The following is a 24,553-nucleotide window of genomic DNA, read 5'->3' as shown; positions in this document are numbered from 1 at the left end:
AGGCCTTGCATGCTACGCAGTCGGCTCTGGCGCGGAAACGCACAGCAACGCACAATGGCTGTGCCAATCTCGCATAAGCGTATATTTCATGAATCCTAATGCCCTGACCGATCAACTGGGTCTGTTCCTCGATGTGCTGGAAACCGGCAGTTTTTCTGCGGCTGCGCGCCGCCATCCGCTGACACCTTCAGCGGTGGCGCGACGTATCGACAGCCTGGAAAACTCGGTGGGCAGCCAGTTGTTCCAGCGCAGCACCCATGCGGTGGTGCCCACACCGGCAGGCCTGGCCTTTGCCGAGCGTGCGCGGCGGATCGTCAGCGAACTGCAATTGGCACGGGCCGAGGCGGTGTCCTTGAGCCATGCGCCGGAAGGTTTGATTCGTGTGGATGCACCGGCGGCGTTTGGTCGGCGGCACCTCGCCCCGGTGATTGCCGACTTCCTGAATGTGTACCCAGGCCTGGATGTGCACCTGCACCTGATCGACAGCTTTGTGGACATGCAGGGCGCGCACCTGGGCAAGGTTGACCTGGTGCTGCGCGCCGGGCATATCGTCGACACCCGACTGATTGCCACGCCCCTGGCCAGTATCGTGCGCATCGCCTGCGCCAGCCCGGCTTACCTGAAAAACCGCGGTACACCCACTCATCCGCACGAACTCAGCGACCACGACGGCCTGGACTGGGATGGGCTGGCGCCAATGTTCGCCTGGCGCTTCGAACTGGATGGGCGCCGCGCCACCTATCGCCCAAAACGTATCCGCATGAGCGCCAACAATGCCGAGGCGCTGCTGTCGGGCGCTTTGGCAGGGTTGGGCATCGCTCACCTTCCCACCTGGCTGGCGAGTGAATACCTGGTACGCGGCGAATTGCTGCCGCTGTTCTGCGAAAACGGCCTGCCCAGCCCGGAAACCACAGGAATCTACGCACTGCGCCTGGAACAACAGGCCAACGCCCGCAGTCGCTTGCTGCTGGAATACCTCAAGTCACGTTTCAGCCCTGTGCCGCCTTGGGATCTGGCGCTGCAAAGCGGCTTGGTCTGACCGGGCAGACAGAATTATCTGGCGCATTAAAGATTTGGCCGCTAGATTCCAGCCCAGACACGCTTTTTCGAGGCACCGCCATGAGCAAGAACCCTGCCCCATGCGAATCACTGATGCTGGACAACCAGCTGTGCTTTGCCCTGCACTCCACATCGCTTTTGATGACCAAGGTCTACAAACCGCTGCTGCAAGCCCTTGGACTGACCTACCCGCAATACCTGGCCATGATGGTCTTGTGGGAAGAAGACGGTTTGACCGTCGGCGAAATCAGCAGCCGACTGCTGACCGACCCGGGCTCACTGACCCCACTGCTCAAGCGGCTGGAGGCCGAAGGCCTGCTCAGCCGCACCCGCAGCCGTGAAGATGAACGGGTTGTCGTGGTGGAGTTGACCGACGCCGGCCGCGCCTTGCAGGACAAGGCTATGGGCATTCCACAGTGCATTCTCGGCGCCAGCGGTTTGGAGTTGGAACAATTACTTAAGCTGCAGGCAGATCTCGTTGCATTGCGGAGCAATCTGCAGAACGCCATCTAGACCTATTGCCACTCCCCCTGTAGTGAGCGGGCTTGCCCCGCGCTGGTGGCGAAGCCGCCTCAATCCGGCCTCCGCATTCTTCCAGGTAGAGCTGGATGACTGGTTTTGGGGCGGCTCCGCCACCCAGCGCGGGCAAGCCCGCTCACTACAAGAATCGGTTGCAGCAAATTTCATTAGCGCCCTCCCACATTGACTGACAGTCGCTCACAAAAATAATTTGTAAATTTATCTTGCGCGCAAAACATTAGCGCTATACATTCGCCTCACCAACTACTTAGCGCGCAAATATTTAGCGCTAAAAACCAAGAGGACGACACCATGCAAACTCTCTATACCGCAGTAGCCACCGCCACCGGCGGCCGTGATGGCCGTGCTGTTTCCAGCGACAACATCCTCGACGTAAAACTCACCACCCCCAAAGAACTGGGCGGTGCTGGCGGCCAGGCGACCAACCCTGAGCAACTGTTCGCCGCCGGCTACTCGGCCTGCTTTATTGGCGCACTGAAGTTCGTCGCCAGCCAGACCAAACGCAAAATCCCCGATGACGCGTCGATCACTGCCCACGTCGGCATCGGCCAGATCCCTGGTGGTTTCGGTCTGGACATCGACCTGAACATCAATCTGCCGGGCCTGGCCCAGGACGACGCGCAAAGCCTGGTCGATGCTGCCCACCAGGTGTGCCCGTATTCCAACGCCACCCGTGGCAACGTCGATGTACGCCTGCACGTGACCGTCTAAATGAACTCGGCCGCCCTTGGAGAGAACAATGAACACAATTGGTAAAGCGCTCACCGGCACCCTGCTCGCCCTGTCCATCACCAGCGCGTTTGCTGCAACCGGTGATGTCGAGCACAACACTCAGGCCTTCCTGGATGTGTTGAACGCAGGTACCGGTAAACCGATGGAGCAACTGACGCCACAGGACGCCCGTGCCGTACTGGCCGGCGCCCAGGCCGGTGTGAAGCTGACGCTGCCACAGGCGGATGTGAGCCATAAGACCATCCAAGTCGATGGCAAGCCCTTGGGCCTGACCATCGTGCGCCCAGCCGGGGTCAAGGGCACATTGCCCGTGTTCATGTTCTTCCATGGCGGCGGCTGGGTGCTGGGGGATTACCCGACCCATGAACGCCTCGTGCGGGACCTGGTCGTGGGTTCGGGGGCGGCGGCGGTATTCGTCAACTACACGCCTTCGCCAGAAGCGCATTACCCGGTGGCGATCAACCAGGCCTACGGCGCCACGAAATGGGTGGCCGAGCACGGTAAAGAGATCAACGTCGATGGCAAGCGCTTGGCGGTCGCGGGCAATAGTGTCGGCGGCAACATGGCGGCGGTGGTCAGCCTGATGGCCAAGGACAAGGGCACGCCAGCGATCAAGTTCCAGTTGCTGCTGTGGCCGGTGACCGACGCCAACTTCGACACCGGGTCCTATAACCAATATGCCGAAGGGCACTTCCTCACCCGGAACATGATGAAGTGGTTCTGGGACAACTACACCACCGATGCCAAGCAACGCGCCGAGATCTACGCCTCGCCATTGCGGGCCACCACGGACCAGCTAAAGGGCCTGCCGCCCGCGCTGATCCAGACCGCCGGCGCCGACGTGCTGCGTGACGAAGGTGAAGCCTATGCCCGCAAGCTGGACGCAGCCGGTGTGCCGGTGACCGCCGTACGCTACAACGGCATGATCCACGACTACGGTTTGCTCAACGTGGTCAGCCAGGTACCGGCAGTCCGTTCAGCCCTGCTCCAAGCCGCGGATGAGCTCAAGCAGCACCTGAAGTAAAAGTGACGCCCACAAAAAAGCCCGACTCTAGGTCGGGCTTTTTTTCGTATCGGCAGGGCCTGAATTACTTCTTGGCGCGACCTTTGTACGAACCACCTTCACGGGTGTCGATTTCGATCAGGTCGTCGATTTCGATGAAGTCGGCAACTTGCAGCTCGGTACCGTTGCTCAGCTTAGCTGGCTTCATGACCTTGCCCGAAGTGTCGCCACGAGCGGAACCTTCGGTGTAGGCCACTTTACGCACGATGGTGGTCGGCAGTTCTACGGAAACCAGGCGCTCTTCGAAGAAAATAGCTTCGCAAACGTCTTCCATGCCTTCTTCGATGAACGGCAGAACGGCTTCGATATCTTCAGCGTTCAGCTCGTACATGGTGTAGTCGGTGGTGTCCATGAACGTGTAGGTGTCGCCGCTGATGAAGGACAGGGTCGCTTCTTTGCGGTCGAGGATCACGTCGTCCAGTTTGTCGTCGGCGCTGTAAACGATCTCGGTCTTGTAACCGGTCAGCAGGTTCTTCAGCTTGGTCTTCATGATTGCGCTGTTACGACCAGACTTGGTGAACTCAGCTTTCTGAACCAGCCAAGGGTCGTTTTCGAGACGGATCACTGTACCGGGTTTCAGTTCTTTACCAGTTTTCATTGCATATATCCGAAATTTGGATGGGATTTACAAAATTCAAGGTGGCGTATCATATCCAACTTTCATAAAACTGTACCAGCGCCGTCGCAAGATCGGCCTGCAAGCCTTGTTCCAGACACCACGATTGCGCGTGCAGGCTCACCTCCGGCCAGTGCTCCAGCAACATTTTCCACGGCTGTGCCATATCGCCCTCCGTGTTCCAGGCTTGCCAGAGCGCGATCAGTGCAGCCTTCGCGGCCGGGGATAACGCAGCGGTATAGAGCGCCAGGAACGCATCGAGCTTGTCCAAGTGGATGTCTTCGTCCTGCCGATAGATGTGCCACAACAGCGGGCGCCCGGCCCACTGGGCGCGCACGAACGAGTCTTCACCGCGCACCGCGTTGAACTCGCAACTCCACAGCAGACGGTCGTATTGTTCCTGGCGCACGAACGGCAGCACCTGCACGGTCAGGGCCTCGCGCACGTGGATATCGCCCGCTACCAGCCCCTCAACGCCCAGCCAGCGCTGCACATCACCCAGGATGCGCCCTTCCGGAACCAGCAGATGAGTGGCGCGCCCGTCCGTTGCCAACACGTCCAGCCAACTGGCGAGCCCTGCATTTTCATAGGCAAACAGTGACATCAAACGCGCATCCGGCGCAGGAAACACGCCCAAGGATTGCAGGAATTGCTGACGCGCGGCGCCATCTTGCTGAAACGCCTGACGCTGCTCCAACAGGCCCGTCTCACGTAACAAACCGCCCGTTCCCACACGAAAACCCGGAAAGAAGAAGTACTTCTGCACGCCCTTGAACTTCACCGATGGCAGGCGATGACACCCCACCACCCAGTCTTCGGCGCTGAGGTAATCCAGGTTCATCCACAACGGCACACGTTCGCGCGCAGCCATGGCTTCCATATAGTCGGGAGGCAGTTGGCAGGCGAATGCAGCAATGACCACATCGGCGGACGCGGTCTCGGGCCATTCAGCCGGCCAGTGGCGCACTTCAACGCCCTCCTGCCATTGCGTATCCCGCTGCACATCGATTTCCGGGCACATGCGCTCGAAGGCCCGCAGGTCATCAACCCACAAGCGCACGTCACAACCATGCTCCACCACCAGTTGCCGGGCCAGGCGCCAGGTCACGCCGATGTCGCCGTAGTTGTCGACGACGCTGCAAAAAATATCCCAGCGGGCTTTCATTCCGGGCTCCAACGATCAAAGGCTCGATTGTCCGCATAAATGCTGCAATGCAGAAGGCTTGATCGCGATTATTCTGCACGGTGGCTGTGCGACAATCGCCGCCACGCCGCAAATGCCTGCCAGGAGGCCGTCATGTCTGATCGTCCGTTGTCGCTGTTCAAGCTCAGTGTCGCTATCGCGTTTGGCGTGTGGCTGGGGTTTGTCGCCATCGTGCTCAGCACCTGGCTGGCGTCTCGCTACCTGTTCCCGCAAAGCCTGGCACCGGTGGCCCAGGCAGTGCAGCAATTGGGCAAGCCGGCGGTTGCGCCAGTTGAGCCGCCGAACCGCATGTTCGAGCAGTATCAACAGAACCTGCAGAAGCAGGAACAACAGCAAGCCCTGGACCAGGCCCGCAGCAATGCGCGCAACCTGTCCAACCCCAAATGCCAGTTCTGGCTGCAACAGGACCAGAACGCCCCCAACGAAAAGACCCGAGCCAATGTCCTGCAATTCTGCGATTGATGACCATGAATAAACACGCCGTCCTCCAGTTGATCCTGGAAAAGCTCAGCATCGATCTCGATATCGCCCAACGCGCCGCGCAGACCGCCTACGAAACCGCGACCCACGAAGAGAACATCGCGGAAAACAAGTACGACACGCTGGGATTGGAAGCCTCCTATCTCGCAGCCGGACAGGCCAGGCGCGTCGAAGAGATCAAGCAGGCACTGACGCTGTGCCAGAACCTGCAACTGCGCGCGTACGATGATCAGCGGGGAATCGAAATCGGCGCACTGCTGGGCCTCGAGGACGAGAACGGTCGCCAGCAGTGGCTGTTCCTGGCCCCCGATGCTGCGGGTTTGAAAGTGGACGTAGTGGGGCAACCGGTGACCGTCATCACCCCGCGCTCGCCCCTGGGCAAAGGCCTGCTGGGCAAGTTCGAAGGGGATGAGGTCGAGATTCTGGTGGCGGGCGCCCGGCAGTTCTTTGCGATTACCGAGGCCAAATAATGATCCCCCTGTAGGAGCCGGCTTGCCGGCGATGGCGGTGTGACCGGCGATTTATTTGCCCGCCATGCCATCGTCATCGCCGGCAAGCCGGCTCCTACAAGGTGTTATCAGTGGACGGGCAGTTCCACGCCATCGAACAGTTCTTCCAGTTCCTGCTTGTTGTGGCACTGGATCGCCTTGGCCATGACTTCACGGGTCAGGTGCGGCGCGAATTTCTCGATGAAATCGCACATGAAGCCACGCAAGAAAGTGCCACGGCGGAAACCGATCTTGGTCACGCTGGATTCGAACAGTTCACTGGCATCGAGCACCACCAGGTCTTTGTCGAGGTTGGTGTCGACCGCCATCTTGGCGACGATGCCCACGCCCAGGCCCAGGCGCACATAGGTCTTGATCACGTCGGCGTCGGCAGCCGTGAACACCACCTTGGGCGTCAGGCCGCGATGGCTGAAGGCTTCGTCGAGCTTGGAGCGGCCGGTGAAACCGAACACGTAGGTCACGATCGGGTATTCAGCCAAGGCTTCCAGGGTCAGCTTCGGCAGCTTGGCCAATGGGTGACCTTGCGGCACGACAACACAACGGTTCCAGCGGTAGCACGGCATCATCACCAGGTCGCCAAACAGCTCCAGGGCTTCAGTGGCGATGGCGAAATCCACGGTGCCGTCGGCGGCCATCTCGGCGATCTGCATCGGCGAACCCTGGTGCATGTGCAGCGCCACATCCGGGTACTGCTTGATGAAATCACGGATCACCGGCGGCAACGCATAACGTGCCTGGGTATGGGTAGTGGCGATGGACAGGGTGCCTTTCTTCTCGTTGGAGAATTCCTGGGCGATCTGCTTGATGCTTTCGACTTTGCGCAGGATCTCGCCAGCGGTGGTGATGATGCGTTCACCGGCCGGGGTGACACGGGTCAGGTGCTTGCCGCTGCGCGCGAACACTTCGACACCCAGCTCGTCTTCGAGCAGGCGGATCTGCTTGCTGATACCGGGTTGCGAGGTGTAGAGGCTTTGAGCGGTAGCGGAAACGTTGAGGTCGTGGTGCGCCACTTCCCAGATGTAGCGCAGTTGTTGAAGCTTCATATGTATCCCTCAAAGCAGATAGACGCCACGGGTATCAGCGACGGTATATAACTATATTAAAGGTTAGATGGATAAATCTAGAACTTTTTATCGTTTATTACCATTCATGTATCGTCGCTGCGCCGACGCTGCAACGAAGGCACCAGGTACACCGGCACCGTAGACAACTGCAACACCCGGGCGGCGGTGCGCCCCAACGGTGTAGCGGCAGCGGTCGCATGGCTATGACTACCTACGATCAGCAAGTCGACCGAAAGTTTGCGCAGTTGGTCGAGAATCACCTCGCACGGATCCCCCTGGATCACCCGTACCGAACGGATCAGCTTCAAGTCTTGCTCCCCCTCCCCCAACTCCTCGCGAAAACTGTCCAGCACCCGCTGTTCGATTGTCGCCATGACCGTGGTCAGCCCTTGGGTCTGCCATTCACTCAAGGCCTTCTCATCAAGGTAGCTCTGCAACACCGATTCGGCGAACAGTCCGATCGGCTCCACCACATGAATCACGTACAAATCCGCCTTGAACGTTCGCGCCAGCGCCAGGGCATGTTGCATGACATAAGGCGCATACAGACCCAGGTCTGTGGCGTACAGCATCGAACGGATCATAGAACCCCCTGGAAGGCCAGGATGGCGGAGATGAAATGAGCTTAGCAGCGCCTCGCCGAGTTCGACTGACTTAGCTTGGCGACTGGAGCTTGAGCTCGTTGCTGATGCCGTGGGGCACATGCCCGGTGGCAACCACCTCCCTGGCTTTCTCACAATGACCGGCCTGGTCATCGAAAAACACATCGGCGGCAAACGCCTCCAGAAATGCAGATTTTTCCAGCCCGCCCAGGAACAAGGATTCGTCCAGGCGAATATCCCATTCGCGCAAGGTGCGAATCACCCGTTCATGGGACGGCGCCGAGCGCGCCGTCACCAGCGCGGTACGGATCGGGCAGGCCTCGTCGGGGAACTCACGCTGCAACAGGTTGAGCGCTGCCAGGAACCCTTTGAACGGACCGCCGTGCAAAGGCTGGCGCGCCGACTCCCGCTCGCTGGCCTGGAATGCGGCCAACCCACCCTCTTGATAGACACGCTCGGACTCATCGGAAAACAACACCGCATCGCCATCGAACGCAATGCGCAGTTCCTCGCTCGAGGCCCGGCGTGCACCGCCCGACAGAATCGTCGCCGCGGCAAAACCGGCATCCAGTGCACTGCGTACGTCTTCAGCGTGGGTGGAAAGAAACAGGTGGCAACCAAAGGCGGCGAGATAAGGATAGGGGCTGCGGCCGCCGACGAACGCCGCCCGGGAAATATCCAGGCCGTAATGCTGGATCGAATTGAACACGCGCAGGCCGGTGTCGGCGCTGTTGCGCGACACCAGTACCACCTCGACTCGGGCACGGCCGAGGCTGGCATTGAGGCTGAGCAGTTTCTTGACCAGCGGGAAGGCGTCACCGGGTTCGAGGGTTTCCTCCTCGTGATCGATCTGGTACTTGCGGTAAGCCTCGACGCCTTGCGCGAGGTAGACCTTGTGGCTGTCACTAAGGTCGAACAACGCCCGTGACGAAATCGCCAGCACCAACTTGTCGCCCAATCCTTTCGCCATGGCGCATCCCTCCGACTCAGCGGTTGTGCCGATCAATAAAACTCAAGGCCTGGTAAAGCGCCTGCATGCGCGGCAATTCGCAACCGGCGGCCTTGGCGGCGGCCAGCGGTCGCGCGTAAATGGCGGCCAATTCCAGCGGGCGCTTGTGCACGTGGTCGTGGTACATGCTCGGCAGGTAGTCATCCATGGTCTCGGTCATGGCGAACATCTGCTCAGCGTAGCTCGCAGGTATTTCATGGCCACAGGCGTGGGCACCTTGTACCACTTCAGCCATCAGCGCCTGGATCAGTTCGCGGCTGGACTCATCCGCCATCATCGCGGTCGTGCCCGTGCCCAGTAACACAGAGAGACCGTTATAAGGCACGTTCCACACCAGCTTGTGCCAACGTGCCTGGTGCACGTTGGCCATGGCCTGGGACTCGATGCCTGCCGTGTGAAACAGCGCAGCGCCCTCTTCGACAATGGCTTTCTGCCGGAACTCATCATTGGCTGCCGTGCCGCTGTGATAGCCGAGATTGACCCGGCCCGACGCTTGATGCTCGACGACGCCAGGGCCGGAGCGGTGCACGCCGATGTAGCACAGGCCGCCCAGTAGATGCAGCGAGGCCGGCAGGTGCTCACGCAGGCTGTCTTCTACATCCAGGCCATTTTGCAACAGCACCACCTTGGCATCCGGTGCCGCGACCTGGGCGATGGTCGGCGCCAGGTCCACATTGCCGGTGGACTTGGTGCCTACCAGCAGCCAGTCGCATGGCGGCATGTCGGCGGCGTGGGCATAGGCTTGCACCGGGTGCAAATGCAGAGCCCCGTGCACGGTGCTGTTGAGATGCAAACCGTGTTCGCTGACCGCCGCATATTCGCTGCGCAACAGAAAATGCACGTCGAACCCGGCACGCGCCAGCATCAAGCCATAGAACCCACCGATGGCGCCGGTGCCGATGATGCCAATGCGGGGTGACTTGGGTGCAACTGCAGTCATGGCAAATCCTCTGGTGTACGGGTGAGTGCCTGGTTCAGGGCGGCGGTAAGGTCGGACGGCGTAAGGCATGTCTGTAATTGCCCCAGGAACTGACCCTCGCACACGAGGAACAACGCGGGCAAATGAAAGATCTGGTAGCGTTCGACTGCACCGCCGTTGTGCCCGGCGTCCACCCAGCACACGCGATCCACCGGCAAATGCCAGCCTGGCAATTGCCGGCGCGCCCAACGGCAACTGGAACACCCCGCACTGGTGAACACCACGAGCGAAATACCTGGCAATCCCAGCAATTGCTGGTCAATATCCAGGTCGGTCAATTCCAGTTCCTTCACTATACTGCTGCCACCGCCGTCAATTGGACGGTGCTCGGAGTCCGTGTACATGGGTCGTTTTTTACCTCACCCTGATGATGTCGCTGTCGAGTTAATCCAACGTCCCTCACCTGCCCTCCCCCGCCAACGCCTGCACACTATCGGCCTGGGCGGTATCGCCTGTCACTGGCCACGTGCTTGGCGCGAAGGCACGGCGGTTGATCTGCACATCCCCTCATTGGGCGCCAGCGCGCGCTATCCAGGCTATGTGGCGTGGTGCCGCAAGGTAGAAAACGGCTACCGCGTCGGCGTGTCGTTTACCGATGAGCATGCGCTGTTCGGCGCGCGGATGGGTGAGCAAGCATGCCGGATGGAGCGCTATTGCCGCCAGCATGAAGACGCCGATCCCACCCCCGAGCAACTCGAAGCCCTGGCTCGGGAGTGGGTCTCGCGCCATGCCGGCGAGTTCTCCCACGAAGCCTTTGTGGCGCCAGCGCTGGATTAAAGCGGGCTTTGCCCATTGTCGCGGGCCCGTGTTACGCGCTAAGGTTCCTTCCCCCTGCATTCAAATCATGCTGTGCTCCGCCGCACGGGGATGGCTGGCGGCCGGCACCCGTGACCCTGACGAGTAACACGATGGCTGATTTACCGATCAATGACCTAAACGTCGAATCCAACGAGACCCTGATCACGCCCGATCAGCTCAAGCGCGAAATCCCCCTGAGCGACGCTGCCCTGCAGACCGTCACCAAGGGCCGCGAAGTCATCCGTGACATTCTCGACGGCACCGACCACCGCCTGTTCGTCGTCATCGGGCCTTGCTCGATCCACGACCTCAAGGCCGCCCACGAATACGCCGAGCGCCTCAAGGTGCTGGCGGCAGAAGTGTCCGACACCTTGTACCTGGTGATGCGCGTCTATTTCGAAAAGCCGCGCACCACCGTCGGCTGGAAAGGCTTGATCAACGACCCGTACCTGGACGACTCGTTCAAGATCCAGGATGGCTTGCACATCGGTCGCCAACTGTTGCTGGACCTGGCTGAGATGGGCCTGCCCACCGCCACCGAAGCACTCGACCCGATCTCCCCGCAGTACCTGCAGGACCTGATCAGCTGGTCGGCCATTGGCGCCCGTACCACCGAATCCCAGACCCACCGTGAAATGGCGTCCGGCCTGTCCTCGGCCGTGGGCTTCAAGAACGGCACCGACGGCGGCCTGACCGTGGCGATCAACGCACTGCAGTCGGTCTCCAGCCCGCACCGTTTCCTGGGGATCAACCAGGAAGGTGGCGTGTCCATCGTCACGACCAAAGGTAACGCCTACGGCCACGTAGTACTGCGCGGCGGCAACGGCAAGCCCAACTATGACTCGGTCAGCGTTGCGCTGTGCGAGCAGGCGTTGAACAAGGCCAAGATCAAGCCGAACATCATGGTCGACTGCAGCCATGCCAACTCCAACAAGGACCCGGCCCTGCAACCGCTGGTGATGGAAAACGTCGCCAACCAGATCCTGGAAGGCAACCAGTCGATTATCGGCCTGATGGTCGAGAGCCACCTGAACTGGGGTTGCCAGGCGATTCCAAAAGACCTGGCCGACTTGCAGTACGGTGTCTCGATCACCGACGCCTGCATCGACTGGTCTGCCACCGAAAACACCCTGCGCAGCATGCACGCCAAGCTCAAGGACGTTCTGCCCAAGCGCAAACGCACCTGAGTACACGCTGCGCACACAAAAACGCCGGGCAATGCCCGGCGTTTTTCAGGGTGCTGTCTCAAGCCTTACAGCTTGGCAGCATGGCGCTGATGGCGCTCCATGTAGCGTTCGACATAAGAGCACGAAGGAATCACCGTGTAGCCGGCCTCTTCGGCGAACTTCAGGGCTTCCTCGGTCAATGCCGCTGCAATGCCACGGCCTCGCAGTGCGTTGGGCACGAAGGTCCGATAGATATCCAGGGTCTGTTTACCGAGGTCCATATAGGTCAGATAGGCACGATGACCGTCCACATTGGTCTCGAACTGATGACCAGCCTGGTCATGGTGGATGGACAACGCCTCGCTCATCACTACTCCTCGCGGGTCTTGTATTTCGACCCCTACCTTACCGATGTTTTTCCGGCGAAGGAACATCTACGCCACCCCGTGCCGGTTTCGACAACGAGAAAACCTATAGCGCTCACAACCAGCACGTAGGGAATAGTAGGCACCATTACAGCAATAGCTCAAGGCGCGCTTGTCATCCCCTGCCGCTGGAGGTTACACAAAGGGCTCCGATCAATCGATGACCGATAGCCTGAACATTGCCGGCAGTTGAAGCTTGAGACGAACTGCCGCTCTTAAAGTCACCTCTACATGCGCAAAAGATGCCAGGCAAGGTAAAGCCAGGCCAACCCTAAGTGTCAGCGTCGATATATAAATCTTCACCTACCTACCGTGCTTAACACATGCCGGCCGGACCTCTCAGGCTGGATCCAGTTCCCGGCAAGATGAAAAAAATTGGACGGTTTTTATACAAACCTCCAAAAGATTAGCCAAAATAGATTCGGCGCAAGAATTTTTTTTGCTTCTTGCGCTACGTCAGTTTACTTACTACAAGTAATGAGTAGTATGTACGCCGGCTATCAGCTCACTCTGAGAAAGTAGCCACTTAATAGAAAGTCCTTGAAGGGGAACACGATGAACAACGTTCTGAAATTCTCTGCTCTGGCTCTGGCCGCAGTTCTGGCTACCGGTTGCAGCAGCGTCTCCAAAGAAACCGAAGCTCGTCTGACTGCAACTGAAGACGCAGCAGCTCGCTCCCAGGCTCGTGCAGACGAAGCCTACCGTAAAGCTGATGAAGCTCTGGCTGCTGCTCAAAAAGCACAACAGACTGCTGACGAAGCTAACGAGCGCGCTCTGCGCATGCTTGAAAAAGCTAGCCGCAAGTAATAATCCCTCGGGGTTGTTATCAAGCCGATCCATTTATGGGTCGGCTTTTTTATTGCCTCGCGTTTGTACCTGGATCGCGGGTAATAAAAAGCCCGCCGTAGCGGGCTGTTGATCGAACAGCGTTACTGCTGCAGGTCGATCGGTGCGCTGGCGGCGACCGAAGCTGCGCCCGGCACACCGATTTCCGTGGGCAACCCGTCTTCCGCCGCGACCACATCACGCACCTGGTCCCAGTTGACCCGCAGGTTATTGGCCAGGTCTTCACGCTTGAGCAGCGCGTTGATGACGGCCGTGTGCTTGTCGACCACCGACGGCGTGCCATCATCATTCAGCGGCGTATGCGCTTCCAGATACACCTTGCCACCACTGCTGCCGAACTTGTACGCATCGTTGATGATGCGCACCGATGTACCGACCGGCACCATGCCTGCCATTTCCAGCACATTGTTGTTGAACATGCGGAAGCAGCCGTGGCTTGTACGCGTGCCGATACCAAATTTCATGTTGGAGCCGTGGATCAGGTAGCCCGGCGTGCCCAGGGTGAACTTGAACGGGCCCAGCGGGTTGTCCGGACCGGCAGGCACCACGTTGGGCAGCGGATCGCCATTGGCGGCGTGCTCGGCCTTGATCGAAGCCGGTGGCGTCCAGGTCGGATTCGGTGTCTTCGCGATGATGCTGGTGTGGGCGATCGGCGAACCCCAACCCTCACGGCCAATGCCCAACGGGAAGGTGTAGACCACGTTCTGCCCTTTGGGGAAGTAGTAGAGCCGGTACTCCGCCAGGTTGATCACGATGCCCTCGCGCGGGCCGGGCGGCAGGATGAAGCGGGTCGGCAGCACGATCTCGGTGCCCGCGCCGGGCAACCAGGCATCCACGCCCGGGTTGGCCGCGACCATCTCCGAATAACCCAGGTCATAGGTGGTGCCAAGGTCGGCAAAGGTATCTTCGTACTTGGCCTTGATCACCTGGACCTGACCGACGATATCTTCACCTGGCGGCGGCAAAGGCAACTGCAAGGCTGCTGCCGAACCTGCGGCGCAAAGGGCAGCAAGAGACAGGCAGCAGGTAACGACGGAAAGGCGCGACAACATCCGGAAAATCCTTCGCAGAACGACGGGTAGGGAAAAGTTGATTGTATACGCGAAGCGAGCTTCAAGCACCCCGCAGGCGGCGTTACAGCTCGAAGCGCAGCTCCGGCCAGATCGGCGGCGTGCCGCGCTTCTGAGACTCGAGAATCGCCCGGCACAGGGGGCACAGGCGCTGGTCCTGGAAGATCGAGCGATCCACCGATGACCAGCGCGGCTGGGCCGGCAGCAACGTCCCGCAGAGCGTGCGGTCAATCGAGCCACCCAGCTCCAGTTGACGCGCGACCAGATGCACCCGGACTTCCTGGCAGGCGAACAGATCCAACTGCTCGTCAGGCTCGATCAGTTGGTAGTTGAACAGGGACCAGGCAGGACGCGACATCGGGGGCTCCAGATCGGGGGGGCGCCACCTTAGCCGAAAGCCTGCCGGTAGAAAAGCGTCATAGCAGCGGTTTTAGCGACGGCCATACATTTTCCAGCAACTTGCCCTGGGCACCGACGGCGGGGTGCAGCCCATCGGCCTGCATCAACTCCGGATGGCCACCGATGCCGTCCAGGAAAAACGGCACCAGCGGCACGTCTTTCTCCGTTGCCAGGGTGCCATAGACTTCGGCAAACGCGTGGGTGTAGCGCGGGCCGTAATTGGGTGGCAACTGCATCCCCAGCAACAACACCTTGGCGCCGATGGCTTTGGAGCGATCAATCATCGAAGCAAGATTTTGTTGCAATTGCGCCGGTGGCTGGCCACGCAGGCCATCGTTGCCGCCCAGCTCGATGATCACGACTTCGGGTTTATGCTCTGCAAGTGCCGCCGGCAGCCGCGCCAGGCCTCCGGCACTGGTGTCACCGCTGATGGAAGCATTGACCACTTTATCGTCGAAACCTTCCTGTTTGAGCCGTTGCTCCAGCAGTGCAACCCACCCTTTGCTGGTATCCAGGCCGAAACCGGCACTGATACTATCGCCAACGATCAGGACTGTACCCGCCGCTGCGTTCTGGGCCATGCACATCAAGGCCAGGCCAGCACTCAAAAACCACATTCGCATCGGATTCTCCATGGGCGCAAGCATTCTCACCGCGCGGAACCTTAGCAAAGTGGTTCCCAGCGCGGAAGGTGAACTGACTATCCTGCACGAACTGAGCCTGGAACTGAACAAGGGCGACAGCCTGGCCATCGTCGGCAGTTCCGGTTCCGGCAAATCCACCCTCCTCGGCCTGCTGGCCGGCCTCGACCTGCCCAGCAGCGGCGAAGTCACCCTCGCCGGCCAGGCCTTGAGTACCCTCGATGAGGACCAGCGCGCGCGCATCCGTGCCGAGCACGTCGGCTTCGTCTTTCAATCCTTCCAGTTACTCGACAGCCTCAACGCCCTGGAAAACGTCATGCTGCCGCTGGAGCTGGACGGCCGCCCGGACGCCCGCGAGCGCGCCCGGCACCTGCTTGAGCGCGTGGGCCTGGGGCAACGCCTGACCCACTCGCCGCGCCAGCTTTCCGGTGGAGAGCAACAACGGGTGGCGATTGCGCGGGCGTTTGCTGCCGAACCGGACGTGCTGTTTGCCGATGAACCCACCGGCAACCTCGACAGCCACACCGGCGAGCGCATCAGCGACCTGCTGTTCGAACTCAATAAAGAGAGCGGCACGACCCTGGTGCTGGTCACCCACGACGAGCGCCTGGCCCACCGTTGCCGACGCCTGATCCGCCTTGAAGCCGGCCTGATGGTCACGCCCCTGGAGCCTTGATGGCACGTTTGCCGCTGTTGCGCCTGTTCAGCCTTGCCATGCGCCAATTGCTGCGCGACGCCCGCGCCGGTGAATTGCGCGTGCTGTTTTTCGCCTTGCTGGTGGCTGTGGCCGCCAGCACTGCCATCGGTTACTTCGGGGCGCGCCTCAACGGCGCCATGCTGTTGCGCGCCACCGAGTTCCTGGGGGCCGACCTGGTGCTGGAAGGCAGCTCGCCCGCTCGCCCCGAGCAAATCAAATCCGGGACCGAGCTGGGCCTGGATCACGCACGCATCGTCGAGTTCTCCAGTGTGATCGCTGCCGACAGCGGCATTCAGCTGTCGAGCATCAAGGCCGTCAACGAGCAGTACCCGCTGCGTGGAGAACTGAAAAGCGCCGCCGAACCCTATGGGGCCGAAACGCCTGGCGGCGGCCCAAAGCCCGGCGAAGCCTGGGTGGAAGCACGACTGCTGACGGCGCTGAACCTGAAGGTCGGCGACAGCATCGATGTCGGCATGAAGACCCTGCGCCTGGCCCGTATCCTCACCTACGAACCCGACCGAGCCGGCAACTTCTACAGTCTCACGCCACGGGTGATGATCAACCTGTCGGACCTGGACGCCACCGGCGTGGTCCAACCGGGTAGCCGCGTGAGCTACCGCGAACTGTGGCGCGCACCTCAGGGCAGTACAGCACTGCAAACCTACCGCGACCTGGTCAAGCCAGGGCTTGCCGCCAACCAGCGCCTGCAGGATTCACGCGACGGCAACCAACAGATCGGCGGCGCCCTGGGCAAGGCCGAACGCTACCTGAACATGGCCAGCCTGGTCGCAGTGCTGCTGGCTGGGGTGGCCGTGGCATTGTCCGCCAACCGCTTCGCCAGCCGACGCTTCGATGCCAGTGCCTTGCTGCGCTGCCTCGGGCTGTCACGACGCGAAGCCATGCTGTTGTTCAGCGTGCAACTGGCCGTGCTGGGCCTGCTGGCAAGCCTCGCCGGCGCACTGCTGGGCTGGCTGGCACAATTTGGCCTGTTCTATTTCCTGCACGATCTGCTGCCAGCCGATGTGCCACCGGGTGGGCTGCTGCCCGCCGTCGCGGGCATCGGCACCGGGCTGGTCGCCCTCGCCGGCTTCGCGCTGCCGCCACTGGCCGCGCTGGGCCGCGTGCCACCGTTGCGGGTGTTGCGCCGCGACCTGCTGCCAATCCCGTCCAGCACCTGGATGGTCTACGGTGCGGCATTGTTCGCCCTGGGCCTGATCATGTGGCGCCTGAGCCTCGACCTGGTGTTGACCTTCGCCCTACTGGGCGGTGGTGTCATCGCCGCGCTGATTCTCGGCGGCTTGCTCCTGCTGCTGTTGCAAAGCCTGCGACGGCTGCTGGCGCGCGCCTCCTTGCCGTGGCGCCTGGGGCTTGGCCAATTGCTGCGCCACCCACTGGCAGCGGCAGGCCAATCCTTGGCGTTTGGCCTGATCCTGCTGTCCATGGGGTTGATTGCCTTATTGCGCGGCGAACTGCTCGACACTTGGCAGAACCAGTTGCCCAAGGACGCGCCCAACTATTTCGCCCTGAACATCCTGCCGGCCGACAAGGACGCCTTTGGCGCCCGCCTGCTGGAGGTGCAAGCGCAATCGGCGCCACTGTATCCAGTGGTGCCGGGCCGGCTGATCAGCATCAATGGCGAGCCGGTACAGCAGATCGTCAGCAAGGACTCCAGCGGCGATCGTGCGGTGCAACGCGATTTGAGCCTGACCTGGGCCGCCGACCTGCCACCGGGCAACGTCGTGACAGCCGGTTCCTGGTGGTCGCAGCAGCCGGGCGATGAAATACCTGGTGTGTCGGTGGAGGCCAAGGTCGCCGAGAGCCTCAAGCTCAAGCTCGACGACCACCTGGTCTTCACCGTGGGCGGGGAAAACCGCGAAGCGCGGGTGACCAGCCTGCGTACCATCAACTGGGACAACTTCCAGCCCAACTTCTTCATGATTTTCCAGCCGGGCACCTTGAAGGACCTGCCGGCCACTTACCTCACCAGCTTCTACCTGGCGCCAGGCCATGACCAACAGATCGTCGACCTCTCCAGGGCCTTCCCGGCGGTAACCATCCTGCAGGTCGAGGCACTGCTGGAACAACTGCGCAGCATCCTCGCCCAGGTGACCCTGGCGGTGGAGTATGTGCTGCTGTTTGTGTTGGCCGCCGGGATGGCCGTGCTGTTCTCCGGCTTGCAGGCCACCCTGGACGAGCGGATCCGCCAGGGTGCGCTGCTACGGGCACTGGGCGCCGAACGCAAGCTGCTGATCAAGGCGCGGCGCATCGAGTTCGGTTTGCTGGGTGCGGTCAGCGGCCTGCTGGCCGCACTGGGCACTGAACTGGTGACGCTGGTGTTGTACCGCTACGCCTTTGACCTGGCCTGGCACCCTCACCCGTGGCTATTGCTGTTGCCGGTCATCGGAGCGGTGCTGATCGGGGGGGCCGGTGTATTCGGCACACGCCGAGCGTTGAATGCCAGCCCGCTGACGGTGCTGCGCGAAGGTTGAAACGATGATGGCCCGCGCACTCGTCAGTGCGCGGGCCATCAAGGGTTACTTCACATACTCGATACCGGTGATCCACCAGCACACCTCGCCGCCGGGGGTCTGCACAATGGCCTCATCGTCCACCTCCTTGCGCAGCAAGGCCCTGGCCATGGGCGAGTCGATGGAGATGTAATCCATCCGATCATAAATCTCGTCATACCCGACGATGCGAAAGCGCTTGGTGTCACCCGCCTCGTTTTCGATATCGACCCAGGCGCCGAAAAACACCTTGCCCTCCTGCTCGGGCATGTACTCCACGACCCGCATGTCTTCCAGGCGTTTGCGCAGGTAGCGCACACGCCGATCAATCTCGCGCAGCAGCTTCTTGTTGTACTGGTAATCGGCGTTTTCACTGCGATCCCCCAGGGAGGCTGCCCAAGTCACCTTGCGGGTGGTGTCCGGGCGTTTTTCGCGCCACAGGTAATCCAGCTCTTTTTTCAGCGCTTCATGACCTTCTTTGGTAATCAGCTTGGTACTCAAACGCGTGCATCCCCAGGCAAAGTCCAACGGTGCCGATCCGCCAGGGCTTCTTGCCCTGGCGTCGGCGGGCTGGGGTTGATGATAAATGAACCGAGAAAAGTAGCCAGGCCGCTGAACAGTTCCGAGCCGCCTCAAGCCTGCAGAGACTGATCCAGTTCACCCAGCACACTTCGCAGGCTCAGTTGCAGTTGCGATAACTGTGTCGTCATTCGCGCCAGTTCCTGAGCCTTCTGGTTGATCGCCAAGGCTTGAGCATCCAATTCAGCTGCGCGTTGCTCCTGCTCACGTGCGCCGTTCTCAACCTGCGATTGCTCCTGCTGCAATCGTGCCTGCCACTGCTCCAGCATCGACTCGCGCTCGGTAATCGCAAGCTTCTGCTGTGTCAGTTCCTGGGCAACTCGAGCAAGGCTGCTCAGCGTGCTGTCGACTTCAACCAACACGGCTTGATCCATCTGCGCGATATTTTTCGGCTCTACAAACGGCGCGGTTGCGACGTCGGCGGGCTGCGGCGCTTCTTCAGTGGGTAACGCAGGAGGTTGCTGCGGCGCGGATTCCGGCGGGCTTGCATCCTTGGTGGCCGCGGTCATTTGTGAAGAGAAGCGAATGGACGGCACGATCAATGAAGCACTCTCGATCGCCGGCAGCACAGGAGCGGACATGCCCAACGTCACCACTTTCATTACCAAGGCTTTCTTGATGATCACCGAATGATGATCTTCAGGCCTCGCCGGTGGCAGTTTGCAGCCTTTCAAATCAATAAAGTGATACGGGACGGGCGGCTCGACACCTCCCGCTTTGCCTCCTGATCCGGCAGCCACCATGAGAATGTGTTTAAACACCTGCATGGCGACTTGCAGGTCTTCCCGGGAGTCCACCCCACTTAAAAAATACCGCTCGAGTTTCTTGCGCAGCATGGCGATGTAAACCCTGGAACTGCCCGGTTCCAACTCCTCGTCGAGGCTATAGGCAAGATAGTTGGACTGGGTCTGGGCAACCGCAAACCCACAGAGCAAAGCACCGTTGACGGGGGCATCTTGACCACCACGTTCAAGAACAAGAGTACGTAGAAGCATCATGACAAACAGGCCTCACTGTAAAAAGGGCGACATTACATAAACAGCAGATAAATCATCGACACGCCATAAACATCAGAGCAATTCAATTGTTTCAGCGAACATCCAAATCAAGCGTAGGACTTGTCTTATAAAAGCCAACGTACATTTTCAAGCCAAATAATTGAACGTACTCTCATTCGAAACCACTCACTACTGCGCGTGAGAAAATCACCAATATTTCAACTTTTCCTACACCCTTAAAATGCTCTAGCCCACCCACCTGGTAGAACAATGATAGAAATAAGCAACCTGACAAAAACCCTGGGTATGAAGCGTGCAATCAGCGACTTGTCATTTTGCATTGAACATCAAGAGTGTGTAGGCCTGCTGGGCAGTAGTGGCGCGGGGAAAACCACACTCCTGAACTTGATGGCGGGGGTCATGAAGCCCACCACCGGTCATATAAAAATCGAAAGATTCAATATCGGCTCCCATCCCGTTCAAGCCAAGAAACAGATTGGCTACCAACTTGATACAGGCCTCTGTCATTGCACCCTGTCAGTCAACGGTTTTCTAAACTTCATCGCCTCTGTGCACGGGTTCAGGGGCGCGGAACATCGCAGACGCGTAGACATGGCAGCGTCACGCCTGGCGTTATGGCCGGTATTCGATTACCCCATCAACACGCTTTCGTTCGGCTTGAAACGCAAGGTGGCCATTGCCCAGGCCATCCTCCACGATCCCAGGGTGTTGCTGCTTGACGAGCCAACCGCAGGACTGACGCCGACCCAACAACTCAAGCTGATGACGCTTATCCGATCCCTGGCAGAAGAAATGGCAGTCATTGTCACCTCTCGCCATGGCGACGAACTGGCCAATCTCTGCACCCGCGCCCTGGTACTCGCAGACGGGCACCTGGTTGCCGACGCGCCGCTGGCCCAGTTGCAACGCAACTCTCGCCACTCCCAAGCCATCACCCTGGCCTGTGACACCCCGCTTGACCTGTTGGCCCTGGCGGTTCTACCCGGCGTCGCGGGTATCGAAGAAAACCGACTCGCGCCGGGTACGGTCACCGTGCTCGCCATGCCTGGGCATGCCATCTATCCACCCATCAATGCACTTATCGCCAGCCGGGGATGGAACATAACAGCGGTCAGCCTGGAGCCCGGGCGCCTGAGCGATGTCGTTAATCACCTGAGTCAAGGAAGCCCGCTTTGAAACAGGTATCCGTCATTTTCAAGCATCAACTCATCCGTTATGCCTGCGTGCCAGGCACCTACCTGCATGTCGCGGTTTTCCTGGCGTTATCTGCTGCGTTGGGCCTACTGACAAACCAGTGGCTGGAACAGGAAAGCAACGATTTACAGGCCTTCTTCCGGTTTCACCCCTGGCTTTACCTGTGGTTGATACCCGCACTGTCGATGCAGTTATGGGCCGATGAGTGCAACCGTGGCTTTTTCGAGTTGATGCAAGCCTTGCCCATTACACCGGCAGAGCACGTCATCGGAAAGTTCCTGGCAGGCTGGGTAATCAGCGCAATCGCCTTATCACTGACATTCCCTGTCGTAATAGCTGTCAACTTGCTGGGCACTGCGGACAACACCGTTATTTTTTCGCAATACATGGTCAGTTGGCTATTGGCCGGGAGTTATCTGTCGGTAGGCTGTTTCATCTGCACCTTGACCCATCGTAGAACCGTTATCTTCATATTGACGATCTGCCTGTTACTTGTGGCCTGCGCGCTTTCTTCAATCCTGGACGCACTTGAACACCAGGCCCCCATCTGGTTGATCGATAGCCTGGCTACCCTGGACTCCCTATTACGCTTTGGCACTGTCGGCTATGGAAAACTTACCCTGCATGACACTTTGTATTTCATCAGCATGATCTTGGCCTTTCTATTTGCGGCGACTGTCACGCTTAACGCTAAAAACCGCTGACAAGGAAAGCACGCTATGCATTCCGCTCTTCGCTCAGGTATCACACTGATCGTCATCCTATTGCTGTTTCTGGCGTTCAACTTAGTGTGGATAGGTAAGATTCCGAATATTCGGTGGGACTTTTCACAGCAAAAACTTTACACGTTGTCGCCTGCCGCACACCAATTGGCAGCAACGCTCGAGGGTCCGGTGGATTTGTATTTTTTCAACGATCAACTGCACCCCAAACGAAACAGCATTGAGAAACGCTTTGGCCTGCGAGTGGAGGACCTGCTCAAGGAATACGAAAAAGCGGCGTCGGGCAGGATCAATCTGCACATCATTCACCCCGCTCCTTTTTCAGAAGATGCCTACAAGGCAGGGTTGTTTGGCCTTGACGACCAGTACGGTTTATTCGGGCTTATCGGCACCCGCGCCGGCCAGAGCGCGCAACGTATCGAAGCCTTCAGCAGTGATCGCGAAGCATTGCTCGAGTATGAAATCGGCCACTTGCTGCAAAACCTGTCAAACCCCGAACCCAGGTCGGTGGGTCTGCTCTCAGGGGTATCCATCAATAAATCCGCTGGGCGCCTGCTGACGCAATTGAGGGGACATTTCAATGTCATGGAGTTGGCGCCGCACCTTGAGCGCATGCCTCAAGGCATCAAGACGTTGATGGTCATCCATCCGGAAAAACTGCCTGATCGGGCCCTGTATGCGATCGATCAGTTTGTATTGGGCGGCGGCAAAATAGTGGTGTTTACCGAACCGTCAAGCGGCGCACCGACCAGGTTCGGCTCAATGCTGGCTGGCTGGGGCGTGCATCTGCAGACGGACGGGATACTCGTCGACACTACCTATACCATCCCCCAAGGCCTGTTGGCGCTGCCTCGCGAAGCGACAAACGCCAACGACATCAGCAGTGGAAGGGTCAACGCGCTGACAATGTCGAGCGTTGGCGCACTCGCGCGCGCCGAGAAAGTCCGCACCCGCTTCACTCCGCTGCTCCAGGGTTCAGCGCAATCCCGATGGGTGATCGCTGGGATTAGCGTGCCCGCCGATAAAGCCTCTCCCGAAGCCCAGCGCGCAGTGATCGCCGCGCGTATCGAGGGGCCGGCCTACTCTGCATTCACGGACGGTATCGGCGGACTGCCTGCCGGATTGCAGAAAGCTTCGCAGATTCATGCCGTCGTCGTGGCTGACGCCGACATGCTCAGTGACGCCCTGAATGACCCAGGCAACAACGACAACATAAGGTTTGCCCTCAATATACTGGACAACCTGGCCGCTCCCGAAGCGCTTGCCGATATCCGCCCCCGATCAATGACAGGCCACACACTGCACGTGTTGAAAGCCATGGGGGCGGCCGCTGAACAACACTACCGAGAAAAGGCGGGTGAGCTGGAACTAAGCCTTGAGCGAACGGAACGGGAGTGGCAGACGCTGCACCCGCAAGCCGTGACGCTCACTCCCCAGTCGGTTGACATCAGCACCCGACTGCAAGCACTCAACAAAGAACGGCTGCGTTTGCCCATGGAATTGCACGGTTTGAAGGTCGAGGCCTACGCCGAACTGCAGCGCCTGAAATTCATCATCAAGCTGGTACTGATCGCGGCCGTGCCGCTGGTGCTGTGCCTGATTGCCTGGGCGCTGCTCCTGTACCAGAACCGTCGCCGCACTTTGCCACCCGTGGCTTTTGACTGACCCCTCAGCGACGGGCAATCAGCCCCTGGCGCGCGATGCGCACCAAGTGTCCAATCACTTCGTCTGCCGCATAGGCGCTGGGGGCCTGGATCACAGCCAGGTCAAAGCTGTTGNNGCCAGCCGTCCAGGTAACGCAACAGCGTCGGCTGGTGCTTGCCACCCAGCAGGATTTTAGGATTGCGTTGAGTCAGGTCCGCGGTGATCGGGGCCAGGCGTATCAGGGGGCGTAGTGCATTCATCGTGTCGTGTCTCTGCCTCAAAAGTCTGCGGGCAGGTGAGAGGCAACACCGAACCAGCGCTTTAGCGGTATTTCGAAACCTGCCTCGGGGTGAGTGCATGCTTCTGTCAGGACTGCATTGAGTCCCGCTGGCGCCCCGCAATTAGCTGTTTAAATCGGCGCATGAGCAGCATCCTAGAGAAGCCGGTGGGCCAGTGTCAAGAATCCCGAGAGACGAAAAAGCCCGCTCATGGCGGGCTTTTTCAGGTTTTTCTGCAGGTGTCAGTGGCTGATGGCACGGTCCGCAGACAACTTGCCCGCCCCTTCCAGCAATACCGCCAGCGAGCCGCCAAGCAAGGCCAGGGCGAATTCATAGCCGTTGTTGGCCATGAACAGGCCGTTGTGAATATGCACAGAGAAGATCGCCACCACCGACAGGATGGTCAGACCCAACGCCGCAGGGCGAGCCAGCAGACCAATGATCAATGCCAGGCCAGCAAAGAACTCCGTACCACCGGACAACACCGCCATCAGGGTACCGGGCGCCAGGCCGATGCTTTCCATCCACTGCGCAGTCCCTGCGAGGCCGTAGCCACCGAACCAACCGAAGAGTTTTTGCGAACCGTGGGCGGCGAAGATGATGCCGACAAAAATGCGCAGAATCGTCAGACCATAGCCAGCGCGAGTGGACAGGATGCTTTTGATCAGTGGGCTCATGGGGATAATCCTTTTCAAAGTAGGGTTGGGTTGG

Annotated in this window: 28 protein-coding genes and 2 pseudogenes; 14 read left to right on the top strand and 16 right to left on the bottom strand. The window is 59.7% G+C overall.

The window, feature by feature from the left end; translation table 11 throughout:
* Window positions 1-88 precede the first annotated feature (88 nt).
* From HX803_RS27090 to HX803_RS27075, 4 genes are all read left to right on the top strand, one after another.
* Window positions 89-1,039, top strand: coding sequence for a LysR family transcriptional regulator (locus HX803_RS27090; RefSeq protein WP_178924998.1), 951 nt, complete (start codon window positions 89-91; stop codon window positions 1,037-1,039).
* An 80-nt stretch (window positions 1,040-1,119) separates the two neighbouring features.
* Window positions 1,120-1,572: a MarR family winged helix-turn-helix transcriptional regulator gene (locus HX803_RS27085; protein WP_178924996.1), complete on the top strand. Its 453-nt coding sequence runs from the start codon at window positions 1,120-1,122 to the stop codon at window positions 1,570-1,572.
* 318 nt (window positions 1,573-1,890) lie between these two features.
* A complete protein-coding gene (locus tag HX803_RS27080) occupies window positions 1,891-2,310 on the top strand; it encodes an organic hydroperoxide resistance protein (protein WP_178924994.1) in 420 nt (139 codons plus the stop codon).
* Window positions 2,311-2,338: 28 nt separating this feature from the next.
* On the top strand, window positions 2,339-3,355 hold the full coding sequence (locus tag HX803_RS27075; protein WP_178924991.1) for an alpha/beta hydrolase: 1,017 nt from the start codon (window positions 2,339-2,341) through the stop codon (window positions 3,353-3,355).
* 64 nt (window positions 3,356-3,419) lie between these two features.
* Here the strand turns inward: HX803_RS27075 and HX803_RS27070 are convergent, their stop codons facing one another.
* Window positions 3,420-3,992, bottom strand: a complete 573-nt coding sequence (locus HX803_RS27070) for an elongation factor P (RefSeq protein WP_003172723.1) — start codon at window positions 3,990-3,992, stop codon at window positions 3,420-3,422.
* Between the two features lie 49 nt (window positions 3,993-4,041).
* Complete coding sequence (earP, locus tag HX803_RS27065; protein ID WP_178924989.1) at window positions 4,042-5,175, bottom strand: elongation factor P maturation arginine rhamnosyltransferase EarP; 1,134 nt, start codon at window positions 5,173-5,175, stop codon at window positions 4,042-4,044.
* Between the two features lie 132 nt (window positions 5,176-5,307).
* Between earP and HX803_RS27060 the strand changes: the two genes are divergently transcribed.
* Window positions 5,308-5,676: a hypothetical protein gene (locus HX803_RS27060; RefSeq protein WP_178924987.1), complete on the top strand. Its 369-nt coding sequence runs from the start codon at window positions 5,308-5,310 to the stop codon at window positions 5,674-5,676.
* 5 nt (window positions 5,677-5,681) lie between these two features.
* Window positions 5,682-6,164, top strand: a complete 483-nt coding sequence (locus HX803_RS27055; protein ID WP_178924984.1) for a transcription elongation factor GreAB — start codon at window positions 5,682-5,684, stop codon at window positions 6,162-6,164.
* A 107-nt stretch (window positions 6,165-6,271) separates the two neighbouring features.
* On the opposite strand, the gene cysB is transcribed toward HX803_RS27055, so the two are convergent.
* The 5 genes from cysB to HX803_RS27030 form a co-directional block, all read right to left on the bottom strand.
* Window positions 6,272-7,246, bottom strand: coding sequence for an HTH-type transcriptional regulator CysB (gene cysB / locus HX803_RS27050; protein ID WP_003189876.1), 975 nt, complete (start codon window positions 7,244-7,246; stop codon window positions 6,272-6,274).
* A 104-nt stretch (window positions 7,247-7,350) separates the two neighbouring features.
* A complete protein-coding gene (locus HX803_RS27045; RefSeq protein WP_178924982.1) occupies window positions 7,351-7,851 on the bottom strand; it encodes a universal stress protein in 501 nt (166 codons plus the stop codon).
* Window positions 7,852-7,921: 70 nt separating this feature from the next.
* Window positions 7,922-8,839 carry a 5'-nucleotidase gene (locus tag HX803_RS27040; protein WP_178924980.1) on the bottom strand — a complete coding sequence of 306 codons (918 nt, stop codon included), beginning with the start codon at window positions 8,837-8,839 and terminating at the stop codon, window positions 7,922-7,924.
* A 16-nt stretch (window positions 8,840-8,855) separates the two neighbouring features.
* Window positions 8,856-9,818: a putative 2-dehydropantoate 2-reductase gene (locus HX803_RS27035; RefSeq protein WP_178924978.1), complete on the bottom strand. Its 963-nt coding sequence runs from the start codon at window positions 9,816-9,818 to the stop codon at window positions 8,856-8,858.
* A complete protein-coding gene (locus HX803_RS27030) occupies window positions 9,815-10,201 on the bottom strand; it encodes a co-chaperone YbbN (RefSeq protein ID WP_178924976.1) in 387 nt (128 codons plus the stop codon). Before HX803_RS27030 ends, HX803_RS27035 begins: the two co-directional genes overlap by 4 nt.
* Between HX803_RS27030 and HX803_RS27025 the strand changes: the two genes are divergently transcribed.
* Both HX803_RS27025 and HX803_RS27020 read left to right on the top strand, forming a co-directional pair.
* Window positions 10,200-10,634, top strand: coding sequence for a PilZ domain-containing protein (locus HX803_RS27025; RefSeq protein WP_178924974.1), 435 nt, complete (start codon window positions 10,200-10,202; stop codon window positions 10,632-10,634). The genes HX803_RS27030 and HX803_RS27025 overlap by 2 nt on opposite strands.
* Window positions 10,635-10,765: 131 nt before the next feature.
* Window positions 10,766-11,842 carry a 3-deoxy-7-phosphoheptulonate synthase gene (locus HX803_RS27020; RefSeq protein ID WP_010211874.1) on the top strand — a complete coding sequence of 359 codons (1,077 nt, stop codon included), beginning with the start codon at window positions 10,766-10,768 and terminating at the stop codon, window positions 11,840-11,842.
* Window positions 11,843-11,907: 65 nt separating this feature from the next.
* On the opposite strand, the gene HX803_RS27015 is transcribed toward HX803_RS27020, so the two are convergent.
* Window positions 11,908-12,189, bottom strand: coding sequence for a GNAT family N-acetyltransferase (locus HX803_RS27015; RefSeq protein WP_003189869.1), 282 nt, complete (start codon window positions 12,187-12,189; stop codon window positions 11,908-11,910).
* A 612-nt stretch (window positions 12,190-12,801) separates the two neighbouring features.
* Between HX803_RS27015 and oprI the strand changes: the two genes are divergently transcribed.
* Complete coding sequence (gene oprI / locus HX803_RS27010; RefSeq protein ID WP_003172710.1) at window positions 12,802-13,053, top strand: outer membrane lipoprotei OprI; 252 nt, start codon at window positions 12,802-12,804, stop codon at window positions 13,051-13,053.
* A 122-nt stretch (window positions 13,054-13,175) separates the two neighbouring features.
* Here the strand turns inward: oprI and HX803_RS27005 are convergent, their stop codons facing one another.
* From HX803_RS27005 to HX803_RS26995, 3 genes are all read right to left on the bottom strand, one after another.
* Complete coding sequence (locus HX803_RS27005) at window positions 13,176-14,144, bottom strand: L,D-transpeptidase family protein (RefSeq protein WP_176998262.1); 969 nt, start codon at window positions 14,142-14,144, stop codon at window positions 13,176-13,178.
* A gap of 82 nt (window positions 14,145-14,226) precedes the next feature.
* Window positions 14,227-14,520 (bottom strand): hypothetical protein, encoded by a 294-nt coding sequence (locus HX803_RS27000; RefSeq protein ID WP_016972348.1) that lies wholly within the window; start codon window positions 14,518-14,520, stop codon window positions 14,227-14,229.
* 58 nt (window positions 14,521-14,578) lie between these two features.
* Complete coding sequence (locus tag HX803_RS26995) at window positions 14,579-15,184, bottom strand: arylesterase (RefSeq protein WP_178924972.1); 606 nt, start codon at window positions 15,182-15,184, stop codon at window positions 14,579-14,581.
* 10 nt (window positions 15,185-15,194) lie between these two features.
* Here HX803_RS26995 and HX803_RS26990 point away from each other — a divergent pair, with 10 nt between their 5' ends.
* Window positions 15,195-15,878 carry an ABC transporter ATP-binding protein gene (locus HX803_RS26990; protein ID WP_178924970.1) on the top strand — a complete coding sequence of 228 codons (684 nt, stop codon included), beginning with the start codon at window positions 15,195-15,197 and terminating at the stop codon, window positions 15,876-15,878.
* A complete protein-coding gene (locus HX803_RS26985) occupies window positions 15,878-18,388 on the top strand; it encodes an ABC transporter permease (protein ID WP_178924968.1) in 2,511 nt (836 codons plus the stop codon). Before HX803_RS26990 ends, HX803_RS26985 begins: the two co-directional genes overlap by 1 nt.
* Window positions 18,389-18,433: 45 nt before the next feature.
* Here HX803_RS26985 and greB read toward each other — a convergent pair whose 3' ends face one another.
* Window positions 18,434-18,907, bottom strand: a complete 474-nt coding sequence (gene greB / locus HX803_RS26980) for a transcription elongation factor GreB (protein ID WP_178924966.1) — start codon at window positions 18,905-18,907, stop codon at window positions 18,434-18,436.
* A gap of 131 nt (window positions 18,908-19,038) precedes the next feature.
* Window positions 19,039-19,983 (bottom strand): hypothetical protein, encoded by a 945-nt coding sequence (locus tag HX803_RS26975; RefSeq protein WP_178924964.1) that lies wholly within the window; start codon window positions 19,981-19,983, stop codon window positions 19,039-19,041.
* 270 nt (window positions 19,984-20,253) lie between these two features.
* Between HX803_RS26975 and HX803_RS26970 the strand changes: the two genes are divergently transcribed.
* Genes HX803_RS26970 through HX803_RS26960 form a run of 3 tightly spaced genes read left to right on the top strand, consistent with a single transcriptional unit; the run spans window position 20,254 to window position 23,585 of the window.
* The gene (locus HX803_RS26970) at window positions 20,254-21,180 is read left to right on the top strand and encodes an ABC transporter ATP-binding protein (RefSeq protein WP_178924962.1); all 927 of its coding nucleotides are present in this window, start codon (window positions 20,254-20,256) and stop codon (window positions 21,178-21,180) included.
* Window positions 21,177-21,902: an ABC transporter permease gene (locus HX803_RS26965; protein WP_178924960.1), complete on the top strand. Its 726-nt coding sequence runs from the start codon at window positions 21,177-21,179 to the stop codon at window positions 21,900-21,902. Before HX803_RS26970 ends, HX803_RS26965 begins: the two co-directional genes overlap by 4 nt.
* Window positions 21,903-21,917: 15 nt before the next feature.
* On the top strand, window positions 21,918-23,585 hold the full coding sequence (locus HX803_RS26960) for a Gldg family protein (protein ID WP_178924958.1): 1,668 nt from the start codon (window positions 21,918-21,920) through the stop codon (window positions 23,583-23,585).
* 4 nt (window positions 23,586-23,589) lie between these two features.
* Here HX803_RS26960 and HX803_RS33230 read toward each other — a convergent pair.
* From HX803_RS33230 to HX803_RS26950, 3 genes and pseudogenes are all read right to left on the bottom strand, one after another.
* Window positions 23,590-23,697 (bottom strand): annotated as a pseudogene (locus HX803_RS33230) (class I SAM-dependent methyltransferase); the annotation flags it as partial.
* Window positions 23,698-23,701: 4 nt separating this feature from the next.
* A pseudogene (locus tag HX803_RS33225) lies at window positions 23,702-23,824 on the bottom strand (class I SAM-dependent methyltransferase); the annotation flags it as partial.
* Window positions 23,825-24,084: 260 nt separating this feature from the next.
* Entirely contained in the window at window positions 24,085-24,519 is a 435-nt protein-coding gene (locus HX803_RS26950; protein WP_178924956.1) for a DoxX family protein, read from the bottom strand.
* Window positions 24,520-24,553 lie beyond the last annotated feature (34 nt).

Source organism: Pseudomonas sp. P7548 (assembly GCF_013386585.1).
Taxonomy (GTDB): Bacteria; Pseudomonadota; Gammaproteobacteria; order Pseudomonadales; family Pseudomonadaceae; genus Aquipseudomonas.
Note: the sequence above shows the minus strand (reverse complement) of the source record. Positions and strands in the feature narration are given on the sequence as shown.